Genomic DNA, 14,423 nt, shown 5'->3' on the forward strand with positions numbered 1-14,423 from the left:
CGCACACCGCCTGCGGCGTTGTCGTCGATCGACGTACATTCGTACGCCTTCACTCCTCCGCCTTGCAGCCGACGCGCCCCAGCACCTCAGCACCCGAGGGCGGCCGTGCGTCAGCGGTGCGCGGTCATGCGTAGTAGAGGGCGACGGGGCGGCCATCGATCTCGCGCACGTCGACCTCGGTGTCGTACACCTCACGCAGCACGTCCGGGCGCATGATTTCGCCGCATGAGGCGTCGGCGACGATCCGGCCCTCGCGCATGGCGACGATCCGGTCGCTGTAGGTCGCCGCGAAATTGATGTCGTGCAGCACGATGATGATGCGCTTGCCGAGCTCATTGGCCATGCGACGGATCAGCTTCATGATCTCGGTCATGTGCTTCAGGTCGAGGTTGTTGAGCGGCTCGTCCAGCAGCACGTACTTCGTGTCCTGCGCGAGCACCATCGCGATGAACGCCCGCTGTCGCTGCCCGCCCGACAGCTCGTCGAGGAAACGGCCGCGCAGCTCCGTCAGCGCGAGGTACGAAATCGCCTCGTCGACGCGGTCGCGGTCCTCCGTGGTGAGCCGTCCGCGCGAGTGCGGGAAGCGACCGAACTCGACGAGGTCCTGCACCGTCAGCCGCGCCGCGAGCTGGTTGTCTTGGCGCAGCACGGCGATGGTGCGCGCGAGCTGCTTCGACGACGCCGTCTGCACGTCGAGGCCGTCGACCGTGACGGATCCGCCATCGGGCGCGATGAGCCGCCCCACCAGCCCGAAGAGGGTCGACTTCCCCGCGCCGTTCGGCCCGATCAGCGAGGTGATCCCCTCCTCCCCGAACGACGTCGTCACGTCGTCGAGGACGGTGTTTCCGTTGTAGCGCTTGGTGGCGCCCGTGAGCACGATCACCGTGCCCCCTTTCTCAGCACGAGGTACAGGAAGAACGCGCCGCCGGCGAATTCGATCACGGTTGACAGCGTCCCACTCCAGCCGAGCAGCTGTTCGATGACGATCTGCCCGCCGAGCAGGCAGACGAGCCCGAGCAGCACGGCAGTGGGAAGAGTCCAGCGGTGCCGGAAGCTCCCCGCATACGAATAGGCGAGGTTCGCGACGATGAGACCGAAGAAGAGGATCGGACCGACGAGCGCCGTGCAGGCGGCAACCATCACCGACACGACGAGGAACAACGACATCACAACCCGACGGTGATCGACGCCGAGACCGACGGCGGCTGGCGCCCCGAGCGTGAGCACGTCGAGGTGCGCGACGAGGGGCACGACCGCGGCACAGCCCGCCAGCACGAGGGCCGCGGTGAACAGCAGCAGCGCGGGATCCGGTCGCGTCAGCGAGGCGAACATCGCGTCGGTCACGACCTGAAAGTCGAGTGGATCCAGCATGCGCTGCATCCACTCCGTCGCGCTGCGGAAAAACGTGCCCAGCACGATCCCGACGAGCAGCATCAGGTGAATCGACCGCCGTTTGCCCGCGAACAGCCACGTGAACAGCGCAACGCTGAACGCCACCATGACCACGGTCTGCAGGATCCACATCACGACGCTGTCGGCCTGGAGGAAGCCGCTCGCGCCGAACAGGAACACCATGCCGGTCGTGATCAGGCCGTAGAACGCGTCGAAGCCCATGATCGACGGCGTGAGGATCCGGTTCTGCGTGATCGTATGAAAGACCACCGTCGAGACGCCGACCGCGCACGCGACGACGGCCATCGCCGCGATGGTCAGCCCGCGGATCTTCGCCGCGAACAGGAAGGACCCCGGCACGTCGTTCACGAGATAGAACACGGCAAGCGCGGCGACGACGACCGCGAGTGCGAGGATCCGCGCCCCGGGCCGAGACCAGAGCGCGCGCACCCGGCCTGGACGCGGAGCGGAGGGGGCGGCGACAACCGCCGGACGCACGTCAGTGGACACGACCCCTCCTCCGCAAGAGCAGCCAGAGGAACAGGCCCGCGCCGACGATGCCGACGACGACCGACAGTGGGATCTCGTACGGGAACCGCACGACGCGCGCGATGATGTCGCACGCGACCACGAACACGGATCCGAGCCCGGCGACCCAGGGGATCGCGCGCCGGACGTTGTCGCCGATGATGAGGCTGACGATGTTCGGCACGACGAGGCCGAGGAACGGCAGGACGCCGGCGGTGACGAGCACGCACGCCGTGATGACGGCGACGATGATCATGCCGATTGCGACGACGCGCCGAAAGTCGAGTCCGAGGTTCGTCGCGAACTCCTCGCCGAGGCCGATCACGCTGAAGCGATCGGCCGCGAGCCACGCGATGACGACCATCACCACCGCGACCCAGAGGAACTCGTAGCGTCCGCGCATGACGGTCGCGAAGGATCCCTGCGACCACTGGCCGAGGGACTGCAGAAGGTCGAGGCGGTAGGCGAAGAACGTCGTCGCGGCCCCGACGACGCCACCGAGCATGATGCCCACGAGCGGAACGAGCACGAGCGTGCGCACCGGGACGAAGCGGATGATGCGGAGGAAGATCCAGGTGCCCGCGAGCGCGAAGAGCGAGATGAAGGCCATGCGGGGCAGGATCGGCATGCCCGGCCAGAACACGAGCGCGATGAGCATACCGAGAACGGCGAACTCCGTGACGCCGGTGGTCGATGGCTCGACGAACTTGTTGCGCACGAGCATCTGCATGATGAGGCCCGCGATTCCCAGCGAGGCACCGACGAGAACGAGCGAGACCGTGCGGGGGATCCGGCTGGCAGCCAGCAGGAACAGAGCGTCGCCGTCACCCTTCGCGAGGGAGGACACCGACACATCGTTCGAGGCCCCGATGAGGAGGCTCACGGCGGCGAGCGCCACCAGCGCGGCGCCGATGAGCACCCCCACCCACGTGCGCCGGGTGCGCGCGGGGGCGGGGGTGCTCGTCGGGGCGGTCAGCGTCTTACGCAACGCCCGCTGTGATGTCGTCGATCATGATCTGCGTCGTCTGGAGGCCGCCGAACACGATGTACCAGGCGGTCGGGTCGAGGTAGACGATGTTGTCGTTCTTCCAGGCGGTCGTCTCGTGCACGATGTCGTTGTCGAGGACCACATCGGCGGACTGCGCGCCCTCTTCGTTGGTCGCCGCGTTCCGGTCAGTCACGAACAGGTACTCGGGGTCGAACTCCGTCAGGAACTCGAACGAAATCGGCTCGCCGTGCGTCGCCGCTTCGATGTCGTCGGTGATGGGGGCGACACCGAACAGGTCGTAGACGAGGCCGCCGCGCAGGTTGCGGCCGGAGTAGTCGCCGTTCGCCGGCTTGAGCGCACTGAGGCTGTCGCCGGACACCATCACGCTGAGACCGGTCTCGATCTCAGCGGTCAGCTCGCGAACCTCGGCAAGCTGTGCTTCGATGTCGGCCAGCGCCGTCGCGGCCTCGTCCTCGGCGCCGAGCACCTCACCGAGGAAGGTCGTGTTGCGCTCAAGGGTCTCCTCGAAGGAGCCCTCGGACGACAGGTTCACCGTCGGTGCGATCTCGCGCAGGTCGTCGTAGAGCGTCGCCGAGCGGCCCGCAACGATGATGAGGTCGGGCTGCGCCGCCTCGATCTCCAGCAGGTCGGCCTCAAACAGGGTGCCGGCATTGATCGCATCGTCGGCGACGAAGTCGGCCAGGTAGTCGGGCACGGAATCGAGCGGCGCACCGACAACGGGAGCGCCACCAAGAGATCCCCACGTGTCGAGCGACGCCATGTCGAAGATCACGACGTTCTCGGGGTCCTTCGGCACGTTGACCGTCACCGACTCGTACTCCGGCTCCTCGTCCTCGCCCGCGATGTTGTTCTCAAACGTGAACTCGATCGTCTCGTCGGCACCGGCCGGCGCGTCCCCTCCGGCGGCGGCCTCGGCGTCGTTCTGCGAGGCGCAGCCAGCCAGGACGAGCGCGGACGCGGCCACAAGCGACAGCGCGGACAGGGGACGGATCATGCTCATGCGGAACTCCTGCAGTAGGGAGAGCGCGCTATCAGGCGCGGACTCGTGGTGGTGGACCCGATGCACTCACAGCTCTTAGGTAAGGCAAGCCTCAATCGGACGTTCATAGGCTAGCCTAAGTTATATGACGACGTCCACCAGCACCTCCCCCTCGTTCGCTCTTGAGCGCGAGAGCGTCGAGCTCGCCTTCCGCCGCGCCCACCTCGTCTCGCGCGAGTTCCTGACCGACCGGTACGTGCGGATCCGCGTGGCCGGCGAGGAGCTCGACGGATTCGGACAGACCTCGGGCGTCGACGATCACATCCGCATCTTCCTGCCGGAGGCCGAGCCGGGAACCGTCGAGGAGATGCGGGAGGCGCCGAGTCGCGAGTTCACGCCGCTCGCGTGGGGCGACGACGACGCGGGGACGCCGTTCCTCGACCTCGAGTTCGCGCTGCACGGTGACGAGGGTGTCGCGAGCCGCTGGGCCGCGAACGCCCCGATCGGCGCTCCGATCGGGGTCGGTGGCCCGCGCGGCACAATCCGCCTCGCGGGCAAGCCCGATGGCTGGCTCCTCGCCGGCGACGAGACGGCCATCGCACAGATCCGCCGCTACGCCGCGCTTCTCGACGAAGACGACGCCGCGGTGATCCTCATCGAAGTTCCGACGGCCGCCGACCAGGTTCCGATCGACGCCCCGGTTCCGGTCGAATACATCCACCGCAAGCGCGCGTTCCCCGGGACCGCCCTCGCCGCCGCGCTCGCGAACATGGATGAGGACGACAAGCCGGGCGAGGATCCGTTCGTCTTCGTGGGGGCGGAGCAGGCGATCGTCAAGCCCGCCCGCGCGCTCGCCGTCGGCCGGTGGGGCGTGGATCCCGCTCGCGCCGTCATCAAGGGCTATTGGAAGCGCGGCGACACGGAGTATCACGCGGCTCACTGAAACGACGAGCGGCCCGGCGGATCTCCGCCGGGCCGCTCGTTCAGCGGGGTCCTACTTGGTGCTGAACGCGGAGTCGAACGCCGCGTCGGGCGGCGTGATGGCGTTGAGCTTCCGGACGAACTCGAGGGCCTCGGGAGCACCGTCGAGGCGATCCATGCCCGCGTCCTCCCACTCGACACTCGTCGGACCGTCGTAGCCGATGAAGTTCAGCGCACGGAAGAGCGGCTCCCACGGAACGTCGCCGTGTCCCGTCGACACGAAGGTCCATCCGCGGCGCGGGTTGTTCCACGGCAGGTGCGAACCGAGCACGCCGTTGCGACCGTCGAGGTTCACAACCGACTCCTTCACGTGCACGTGGAAGATCTTGTCCGCGTAGTCAAGAACGAACGTGACCGGGTCCAGCTGCTGCCACATGAAGTGCGACGGGTCGAAGTTGATGCCGAAGCCGGGGCGGTTCCCGATCGCCTCGAGCGTTGCCTTCGTCGTCCAGTAGTCGTACGCGATCTCGGACGGGTGCACCTCGAGCGCAAAGCGGACCCCGACCTCCTCGAACACGTCGATGATGGGGTTCCAGCGGTCGGCGAAGTCCTGGTAGCCGGCCTGGATGACGTCGTCACCCACGGGCGGGAACATCGCGACGTACTTCCAGATCGCGGATCCCGTGAAGCCCGTGACGGTCTTCACGCCGAGCTTCGCCGCGAGGCGCGCGGTGTTCTTGAGTTCTTCCGCGGCGCGCTGACGCACGCCCTCGGGATCCCCATCGCCCCACACGCGGTCCGATGCGATGTCCTGATGCCGTCCGTCGATCGGGTCATCGCAGACCATCTGACCCTTAAGGTGGTTCGCGATCGTCCAGACCTTCAGGCCGTTCTTCTCGAGAATCGCCTTTCGGTCGGCGATGTATGCCTCGTCATCCCAGCGCCACGGATCCAGGTGGTCGCCCCAGCAGGCGATTTCGAGGCCGTCGTAGCCCCACTCGCCCGCGAGTCGGCACACTTCTTCGAACGGCAGGTCGGCCCACTGGCCGGTGAACAGAGTGATCGGTCTTGTCATAATGTCCTCCTGAACGTGATCAGACGGCGACCCAGCGGGCGTCGTCGGCGGAGCTCTTCTCAACAGCCTCGAGCACGCGCTGCACCTGGGCGCCCTCGTCGAACGTCGGCGCCGGCGCGGAGCCGTCGGCGATCGCTTCGACGAGGTCCTTGACCTGGTGGCTGAAGGCGTGCTCGTAGCCGAGCAGGTGGCCAGCCGGCCACCATCCCTCGAGGTACGGGTGACCCGGCTCGGTGACGATGACGCGGGTGAAGCCCTGGTCGAGGTCATCGGCGGTCCGGTCGTAGACGCGCAGCACGTTCATGTCCTCGAGGTTGAACGCGATCGCTCCCTTGTCACCGGAGATCTCGACGGTCAGTTCGTTCTTACGGCCCGTGGCGAAACGCGTGGCCTCGAACGCCGCGAGCGCGCCGCCCGACAGACGACCGGTGAAGATCGCGAGGTCGTCGACCGTGACCTCGCCGTACTCGTCGCCGCCCTTGCCGGCGATGCCGACGCGCTCGGTTTCGACGGGACGCTCCTTCACGATGGTCTCGATGACGCCGGAGACCTTCTCGATCGTCTGGCCCGTGAGGAACTGCACGAGGTCGACGGCGTGGCCGCCGATGTCGCCGAGCGCACCGGCACCGGCCTCGTCCTTCTTGAGACGCCACGAGAGCGGCGCCTCGGGGTCTACGAGCCAGTCCTGGCGGTAGGCCGCGCGGACCTGCTGCACGGTGCCGATCCGTCCCTCGGCGATGAGGTCGCGCGCGCGACTGAGGGCCGGGACGCGACGGTACGTGAAGCCGAGCATCGCGACCGACCCGGAGCCGTGCGCGGCGTCGACCATCCGGTCAGCGTCGGCCACCGAATTGGCAAGCGGCTTCTCGCACAACACGTGCTTACCGGCCTTGAGCGCCGCGATCGCGATCTCGTCGTGCGAGTGACCGGGCGTGACGATGTCGACGATGTCGATGTCATCGCGGGTGACGACGTCGCGCCAGTCCGTCGCGGACTCGCGCCATCCCCACTTCTCGGCGGACGCCGCCACGGCATCGGCGTTACGTCCGACGATGACAGACATGTCGATGGCGCGCGGCAGGTCAAAGACGCGCGGCGCCGTGCGCCACGCCTGCGAGTGGGCCGCCCCCATGAATCCGTAGCCGACGAGGGCGACGCGCAGAGTGTCCGTCATGTATATTTCCTTCCCTTTGGGCGTGACCGCGGGGCGCCCTGCGGCGCCCCGCGGCTGCTGTTACGACTGGAACGCGAGGTCGTAGTACTCGTCGACGTTCTCGGCCGTCACGACCGGCGCGTCGAGCACGATGCGGTACGGCACGCTCGGCGTGACGAGGTCGCTCATCGTGCCGCCCTGCGCGAGCAGGCGCGCCATCGCGATGCCGTCGGCCGCCTGGGTCGACGGGTAGATCACCGTGGCTTCCATGACCGAGTCGCCGGCCTCGATGAGGTCCATCATGTTCTGGCTTCCCGCGCCGCCGACGAGGAAGAACTCGTCGCGGCCCGACTCGTTGATCGCCGCCATGACACCGACGCCCTGGTCGTCATCGTGGTTCCAGATCGCGTCGAAGTGCGGGTTAGCGGTCAGGAACTGTGCCGTGGCCTCCTGGCCACCGGCGACGGTGAAGTCGGCCGCGACGCGCGGGCCGACCTCGAGGCCGCACTCCTCGAGTGCGTGGGCGAAGCCCTCGGAGCGGTCCTGCGTGAGCGGCAGCGAGTCGATACCGGCGATCTCGCCGATGATCGGGTCGTCGATGTCGGCGACGCGCTCGCAGATGTACTCGCCTGCGCTGACGCCCATGCCGTAGTTGTCGCCCAGGATCGTGATCCGCGAGGCGTCGGTGTTGCTGAATTCACGGTCGACGTTGATGACGGGAACTCCCGCCTCCATTGCCGCCAGCGCCGCCTGCGTCAGCGACGCGCCGTCGCTCGGCAGCACGACGATGGCGTCGACGCCCTCGTTGACGAACTGCTCGATCGCTGCGATCTGCTGCGTGACGTCGTTCGTGCCCTCGGCCTGCCGGAGCTCGACGTCGTCGAAGCCCTCCGCGGCCTCGATCGCGCCCGTGTTGATCGCGCCGAGCCAGCCGTGGTCGGCCTCGGGGCCCGACCAGCCGATCACGACGTTGCCGCCAGCGGCTGCGTCGTCGCCGGACGCCTCGTTCTCCGTGGTCGTCTCGTCTGACGCCGAGCCGCCCGTGTCTTCGGTTCCGTCGCTCGTGCATCCGACGAGCAGGCCGATGGCGGCGGCCGTGGCGATGCCTGAGATGAGCGCCCGTTTACGCGTTGCGCGTCGTGACTGCATGGTTCCTCCTTGAAAAGTGCAGGTGACGCCGATCCGGTTGACGCGTGAAGCGCCGACAATGCTGTCCGTATCGACGAGGCCGACGCTAGCAGAACTGCTGCACGATGTACATCTTTTGCTTGGACGATGTAAAAAGTCGCGTTAGGCGCGATGACAAGGACTACATCGTTGTATGCAGCGACGTAACGTTCGGGACACGGCTGCTTTCGTCGGCACGTTCGACATGTTATGTTCGCTGAGTGATCAAAGTGGACCACCCTGAACCTCTTCTCTCGGTCAGGGGCGTAACGAAACGGTTCGGCTCCGTTATCGCCCTCCGCGGCGTTGACCTCGATGTCGCACCCGGCGAGGTGCACTGCCTGCTCGGGCAGAACGGCGCCGGAAAATCAACGTTGATCAAGGTGCTCGCCGGGGTGCACGCGCACGACGAGGGCGACATCTCGTGGCACGGCGAGGCGACGCGCATGCCGAACCCGCAGGCCGCGATCGAGCTCGGCATCGCGACGATGTACCAGGAGCTCGATGTCGTCGACGGCCTGACGATTGCCGAGAACATCTTCCTCGGCCACGAGCTCGACCGCGCTGGCGTGACGAGACGGTCGGAGCAGGCCACGCGGGCACGCGAGATCCTCGAGCGCCTTGGCCACAGTGACCTATCGCCGCACACCGAAGTCGGCTCGCTGAGTGCCGCCGGGAAGCAGATCGTGAGCATGGCTCGCGCACTCTCGCACGACATCGAGCTGATCATCATGGACGAGCCGTCCGCCGTGCTCGACAGCGGTGAGGTCGACAACCTCTTCCGCATCGTGCATGAGCTCACGAACCAGGGCATCGCCGTGATCTACATCACGCACCGGCTCGAGGAGATCCGCTCGATCGGCGATCGGATCACCGTGCTGAAGGACGGCGGGTCGACGGCAAGCAACCTCGACGTCGCGTCGACGCCGACCGATGAACTGATCCACCACATGACCGGCCGCGCCGTCAAGAACGTCTTCCCCGACCGCCCCGGCGTTCCCGCAAGCGCGCCCGTCATGCTCGACGTCGATTCGCTCAGCCTCGACGGCGCGTTCGAGGATGTATCGCTTCAGGTGCGCGCGGGCGAGATCGTCGGGCTCGCCGGCCTCGTCGGATCCGGGCGGAGCGAGATCGTCGAGACGATCTACGGCGCCAGGCGCGCGACGAGCGGATCCGTCACAGTGAACGGATCCCGCGTCCCGCGCGGATCCGTTGCCGCCGCGATCGCCGCGGGGATGGGCCTCAGCCCCGAGGAGCGCAAGTCACAGGGGCTGCTGCTCGGCGAACCGATCTTCAAGAACGTGACTCTGTCGTCCTTCCAGGAGATCGCGCACGCCGGTTGGCTCGACGAGTCGGCCGAGCGCACCGTGGCGGACGAGCAGATCGACGCACTGGAGCTGCGCCCGGCTGACTCCACTCGCGCCGCGGGAACCCTGTCCGGCGGCAATCAGCAGAAGATCCTGCTCGCGCGCTGGCTCGTGCACGGCAGCAGCATCCTCCTCCTCGACGAACCGACGCGCGGCGTCGACGTCGGCGCCAGGGCCGAGATCTACGCTCTGATCCGTAGCCTCGCCGACGCCGGCAACGCCATCGTCGTCGTCTCGAGTGAACTCGAGGAAGTCCTCGGTCTCGCGGACACCGTGCTCGTCATCGGCGACGGGCAACTCCTCTCCACAATCGACGCATCCGAGATCGACGAGCACGGCGTGCTCGATCTCGTCATGAAAGGAACCGCAGCGTGAGCACGCAGACAACCGAACCGACTCAGGCCCCGTCCGCGTTGCGCCGCTTCTTCAGCGGCGGCGTGGGCCGCAACGCTGGTCTCGTCCTCGCGCTCATCGTCCTCTTCGTCGTCGGCGCGATCACCGGCGGCGAGAACTTCGCGAACTTCGACAACATGCTCGTTGTGCTGCGTCAGGCGTCGGTGCTGGGCGTCGTCGCCGTCGGAATGACCTTCGTGATCCTCACGGCGGGCATCGACCTGTCGGTCGGGGCGGTGCTGGCGCTCGCGTCAGTCGTCGCGACGATCGCCGCGGTGCAGGACATCGTCGCGCAGTCGCACTGGATCGTCATGGTCGTCCTCGCCCTTGCGACGGGCGCGGCTGCGGGCCTCGTGAACGGCGTCGTGATCGCCTATGGCAAGGTCGTCGCCTTCATTGCGACCCTCGCGATGATGGTCGGCGCGCGCGGGCTGGCCGAGGTCATCTCCGACAACGGCACGCTCATCATCCGCGACCAGGACTTCGTTCGCGCGATGAACGTCGACATCCTTGGTGTCGACCTCTCGATCTGGATCTTCGCTCTCGTCGCGGTCGCCGGCTGGGTCGTGCTGAACCGCACCACCTTCGGGCGCCGCACCATCGCGATCGGCGGCAACCTCGAAGCCGCGCGCCTCAGCGGCATCAAGGTGAAGCGTCACACGATGTGGATCTACACGATCGCCGGCCTGTGCGTCGGCATCGGCACGGTGCTGATGATCGCCCGCACGACGGCCGGCACCTCGACGCACGGAACCCTGCTCGAGCTCGACGCGATCGCTGCGGTCGTCGTGGGCGGCACGCTGCTGTCCGGCGGACGCGGCACCATGGTCGGCACCGTCTTCGGCGTGCTGATCTTCTCGCTGCTGACCAACGTGTTCGTGCAGAACAATCTGCCGTCGTCGACGCAGTCCGTAGTGAAGGGCATCATCATCGTCGTCGCCGTTCTGCTACAGCAGCGCTTCGCCTCCCGCCCCGGCAGGTGATTCACACCCTCATCGACAAGACTGCGGGGGCGGGCGCTCAGCGCGCGGAACGAAAGTCAGGGAGGGTGCGCAGTGCCTGAGGTGTCAACGAACGGCCGCGGATCCGTATCCGAGATCTTCCAGTTGCTGCGAGACGGCAGCCCGCACACCCGGGCCGAGCTCGCGAAGCACACGGGCCTCGCCCGGTCGACCGTTGCCGCGCGCGTCGACCTGCTGATGCGGATGGGACTGATCGCACCGGTAGCCGACGGCGCCTCGACGGGCGGTCGGCCGCCGTCACGCTTCGCGCTCAACCCCGCCGCGAAGATCGTCGTAGCCGCGGATCTCGGCGCATCGCACGCGACCATCGTCCTGACCGACCTCGGCGGGACGATCCTCACGGAGTACAGCGAGCCGCTGCCGATCGCGGCAGGGCCGGACCGGATCCTCGCGTGGGTGGTCGACGGCGCCCGCCGCCTGCTCGGTGAACTCGGTCGCTTCGAAGCCGACATCGCCGCCATCGGAATCGGGCTCCCCGGCCCGGTCGAGTTCCCGACGGGCCGCCCCGTCAACCCGCCGATCATGCCGGGGTGGAACAACGTCAACGTCCGCGGATGGCTCCGCGAGCACCTCGACGTGCCGGTGCTCGTCGACAACGACGTCAACATCTCCGCCCTCGGCGAGCGCACCGTCGCGTGGCCCGACGTCGATCACCTCATGTTCATCAAGGTTGCGACGGGAATCGGGTGCGGGATCGTGTCCGACGGGCGCCTCCAGCGCGGCGCACGCGGCAGCGCGGGCGACATTGGCCACGTGCGCGTCTCTCGCGGCTCGGATGTCGCGTGCGCGTGCGGCAACACCGGTTGCCTCGAGGCTCTGGCGTCCGGCTCCGCGATCGCGCGCGACCTCCGCGCGCAGGGATACGACGCGGCCGATGCTTCCGACGTCGTCGACCTCGTCCGCCAGGGCGACCTCACCGCGATCCAGGCCGTGAGACAGGCGGGCCGCGACATCGGCGAGGTCCTTGCGACGTCGGTCAGCCTGCTGAACCCGTCGGTCATCGCGATCGGCGGATCCATGTCCCGTGCCGGTGAGCACCTCATCGCCGGCGTGCGCGAGGTGGTTTACGCGCGGTCCATGCCGCTCGCGACCGAACGTCTCGCGATCGCGCAGTCGGCCGCGGGGGCGCAGGCTCCGATCATCGGTGCGAGCATGCTCGCGGTCGAGCACGCCCTCTCCCCGGAGGGGGTCGCCGACGCGTTCGTCGTCGCCTGACGTGGACGTGGCCGAGCGGTCCTGAGCGGAGGACTTTTGGCCGAGCAGAGGACTCCCTGAGCGGATGAGGGCGCCTCTCGCCCAGCAGTCATTCGCTCAGCGCGCGAGGATCGCGGTCACGAGCCCCTCGGCCGTCTCACGCTTGGTGCCCGCGACGTCGGCCACGATTCCCATCTCATCGACGACGAGAAGGTGGTTGTCGTCGCGCTCGAAACCGCGATCCCACCCGACCTCGTTGGCCGCGAGCAGGTCGCACCCCTTGCGCTCGCGCTTCGCGAAGGCGCGCTCGGCAAGCGTCTTCTCGCCCGGGGTCTCGGCCGCGAAGCCGACGATCGTCTGGCCCTCGCGCCGCGACGCCGCGATCTCCGCGAGGATGTCCGGCGTCTCGACGAGCTCGATGCTCAGCGCCCCGCCCGTGTCTTCCTTGCGCATCTTGTCCTGCGCGACGTCCGCCGCGCGATAGTCGCTCACCGCCGCCGCCATCACAACCACGTCGTGCTGGTCGGCTTCCTCCCGCACGACATCCCGCAGCTCCTCGGTGCTGCTGGCCGTGAGGATCCGGATGCCGGATTCGTGTGACGCATACGACCCTTCGGCCGCACCGGGAAGGGTCTCGGGCGTCATACGAACGAGGCCCGGATCCATGTTGACCGCGACGAGCGTCACGTCGGCACCGCGGGCGGCGGCCGCACGGGCGACCTCGAGGCCCTGGCGCCCGCTCGAACGGTTGCCGATGTAACGCACCGGATCCAGCGGTTCGCGGGTGCCGCCCGCCGTCACCAGCCAGCGCGTACCGGCCGCGGCGGCGCTGCCGGGGGCGCCCTGCTCGAGCTCGCGGCGGATGGCGGCGTAGATGTCCTCGGGCTCGGACACGCGGCCCGGGCCGCTGTCGCCTCCCGTGAGCTCCCCGGAGACAGGTCCGATCATGTGGACGCCGCGCGAGGTCAGGGTGTCGATGTTCGCCTGGGTCGCGGGGTGGCGCCACATCTCGGTGTGCATCGCTGGGGCGATGAGCACGGGTGCCGTCGTGGCGAGCAGCGTCGTGCCGAGCAAGTCGTCAGCCAACCCGGCGGCCATCTTGGCAATCGTGTTTGCGGTCGCCGGTGCGACGACGACGAGGTCAGCCTGCTGGCCCAGCGCCACGTGGCGCACCTGGGCGACGTCGTCGTGCACCGAGGTGGTGACGGTGTTGCGGCTGATCGCCTCCCACGTGGGCATCCCGACGAATCGCAGCGCGTCGTCGGTCGGCACGACGTGCACATCGTGTCCGTCCTTCACGAGCAGCCGGACGAGCTGCACGGTCTTGTACGCGGCGATGCCGCCGGTCACGCCCACGACGATGAACATGGACCCATCCTGTCATTCCTGGCGAGCCGATAGGTTGGGAGGCGTGTGCACCGTCGTCGTCCGCGTTCCCTCTACCGGTTCCTCCGAGCCCGTGTCGTTCCTCGCGGTGCGCGACGAAGACCCCTCCCGCTCCTGGGATCCGCTTGGCGCCTGGTGGCCCGAGCGCCCCGATGTCGTCGGCGTGCGCGATCAGCGCACCGGCGGCGCGTGGCTCGCGGCGGAACCGGACGCCGGACGCCTCGCCGTCGTGCTGAACCGTGAGGGAACCCCCGATCTCCCGGAGGAGCAGATCCTCTCGCGCGGACGACTGCCCTTCGACGCTCTCGCGCAGGACCCGTCGGGGCGCCCGCTCCGAGAGCTCGACGCCCACGAACTCGCCGCACTCGACGCGATGCCCTTTGACGGGGTGAAGCGGATGCGCGGGTTCAACGTCGTCAAGATCGCCGCCGGTGCGGCCGCCGTCACGTCGTGGGACGGATCCGCGTTAAGGACCGAGACCCTCGCGCCCGGAACCCATATGGTTGCGCACAACGACGTCGACGACCCGCGCACGCCGCGCATCGCCGCCTGGCGGGAGACATTCGCGGACGCACCGTTCGAGGAGTGGCCGGACGTCCTCGCGCGCACCGCCGAGGTCGACCCCGGCGACGCCCGCGCGATCGTCCGCGACAACCGCCCGCACGGATATCCCACGCTCTCGACGATCGCGTGCACCGCGCGGGTATGGCCGGACCGCGCGGAAGTGCGCTACGCCGAGCTCGACCAGCCGGGCGCATGGTCGCCGCTGCGCTTCGCACCGGCTCACGGGCCGGCGCACCACCGCTGATTCGTCAGCCCCGCGCGCATGCCACGATA

Annotated in this window: 13 protein-coding genes; 5 read left to right on the plus strand and 8 right to left on the minus strand. The window is 68.2% G+C overall.

Annotation, left to right across the window (positions count from 1 at the left end):
• Positions 1-124 precede the first annotated feature (124 nt).
• Genes IEW87_RS14610 through IEW87_RS14625 form a run of 4 tightly spaced genes read right to left on the minus strand, consistent with a single transcriptional unit; the run spans position 125 to position 3,929 of the window.
• On the minus strand, positions 125-883 hold the full coding sequence (locus tag IEW87_RS14610; RefSeq protein ID WP_188713141.1) for an iron ABC transporter ATP-binding protein: 759 nt from the start codon (positions 881-883) through the stop codon (positions 125-127).
• Entirely contained in the window at positions 880-1,902 is a 1,023-nt protein-coding gene (locus IEW87_RS14615) for an iron chelate uptake ABC transporter family permease subunit (protein WP_188713142.1), read from the minus strand. Before IEW87_RS14615 ends, IEW87_RS14610 begins: the two co-directional genes overlap by 4 nt.
• Entirely contained in the window at positions 1,892-2,908 is a 1,017-nt protein-coding gene (locus IEW87_RS14620) for an ABC transporter permease (protein WP_229731231.1), read from the minus strand. Before IEW87_RS14620 ends, IEW87_RS14615 begins: the two co-directional genes overlap by 11 nt.
• Positions 2,901-3,929 (minus strand): siderophore ABC transporter substrate-binding protein, encoded by a 1,029-nt coding sequence (locus IEW87_RS14625; protein ID WP_188713143.1) that lies wholly within the window; start codon positions 3,927-3,929, stop codon positions 2,901-2,903. The genes IEW87_RS14620 and IEW87_RS14625 overlap by 8 nt, the downstream gene beginning before the upstream one ends.
• Positions 3,930-4,053: 124 nt before the next feature.
• On the opposite strand from IEW87_RS14625, the gene IEW87_RS14630 reads away from it, so the two are divergent.
• Entirely contained in the window at positions 4,054-4,851 is a 798-nt protein-coding gene (locus IEW87_RS14630) for a siderophore-interacting protein (protein ID WP_188713144.1), read from the plus strand.
• Positions 4,852-4,902: 51 nt separating this feature from the next.
• Here the strand turns inward: IEW87_RS14630 and IEW87_RS14635 are convergent, their stop codons facing one another.
• From IEW87_RS14635 to IEW87_RS14645, 3 genes are read right to left on the minus strand one after another with little or no spacing between them, the layout of a single operon-like run.
• Entirely contained in the window at positions 4,903-5,904 is a 1,002-nt protein-coding gene (locus tag IEW87_RS14635) for a sugar phosphate isomerase/epimerase family protein (protein ID WP_188713145.1), read from the minus strand.
• 19 nt (positions 5,905-5,923) lie between these two features.
• Positions 5,924-7,078: a Gfo/Idh/MocA family protein gene (locus IEW87_RS14640; RefSeq protein ID WP_188713146.1), complete on the minus strand. Its 1,155-nt coding sequence runs from the start codon at positions 7,076-7,078 to the stop codon at positions 5,924-5,926.
• A gap of 60 nt (positions 7,079-7,138) precedes the next feature.
• A complete protein-coding gene (locus IEW87_RS14645) occupies positions 7,139-8,206 on the minus strand; it encodes a substrate-binding domain-containing protein (RefSeq protein ID WP_188713147.1) in 1,068 nt (355 codons plus the stop codon).
• A gap of 239 nt (positions 8,207-8,445) precedes the next feature.
• Here IEW87_RS14645 and IEW87_RS14650 point away from each other — a divergent pair, with 239 nt between their 5' ends.
• The 3 genes from IEW87_RS14650 (at position 8,446) to IEW87_RS14660 (ending at position 12,221) form a co-directional block, all read left to right on the plus strand.
• Positions 8,446-9,966: a sugar ABC transporter ATP-binding protein gene (locus IEW87_RS14650; RefSeq protein ID WP_229731232.1), complete on the plus strand. Its 1,521-nt coding sequence runs from the start codon at positions 8,446-8,448 to the stop codon at positions 9,964-9,966.
• Positions 9,963-10,967, plus strand: a complete 1,005-nt coding sequence (locus tag IEW87_RS14655) for an ABC transporter permease (RefSeq protein ID WP_229731233.1) — start codon at positions 9,963-9,965, stop codon at positions 10,965-10,967. Before IEW87_RS14650 ends, IEW87_RS14655 begins: the two co-directional genes overlap by 4 nt.
• A gap of 72 nt (positions 10,968-11,039) precedes the next feature.
• On the plus strand, positions 11,040-12,221 hold the full coding sequence (locus tag IEW87_RS14660) for an ROK family transcriptional regulator (RefSeq protein WP_188713148.1): 1,182 nt from the start codon (positions 11,040-11,042) through the stop codon (positions 12,219-12,221).
• 96 nt (positions 12,222-12,317) lie between these two features.
• Here IEW87_RS14660 and coaBC read toward each other — a convergent pair whose 3' ends face one another.
• On the minus strand, positions 12,318-13,568 hold the full coding sequence (coaBC, locus tag IEW87_RS14665) for a bifunctional phosphopantothenoylcysteine decarboxylase/phosphopantothenate--cysteine ligase CoaBC (RefSeq protein ID WP_188713149.1): 1,251 nt from the start codon (positions 13,566-13,568) through the stop codon (positions 12,318-12,320).
• Positions 13,569-13,611: 43 nt separating this feature from the next.
• Here coaBC and IEW87_RS14670 point away from each other — a divergent pair, with 43 nt between their 5' ends.
• Positions 13,612-14,394 (plus strand): NRDE family protein, encoded by a 783-nt coding sequence (locus IEW87_RS14670; RefSeq protein WP_188713150.1) that lies wholly within the window; start codon positions 13,612-13,614, stop codon positions 14,392-14,394.
• Positions 14,395-14,423 lie beyond the last annotated feature (29 nt).

It is taken from the genome of Microbacterium faecale, from assembly GCF_014640975.1.
In the GTDB taxonomy this organism is placed as follows: Bacteria; Actinomycetota; Actinomycetes; order Actinomycetales; family Microbacteriaceae; genus Microbacterium; species Microbacterium faecale.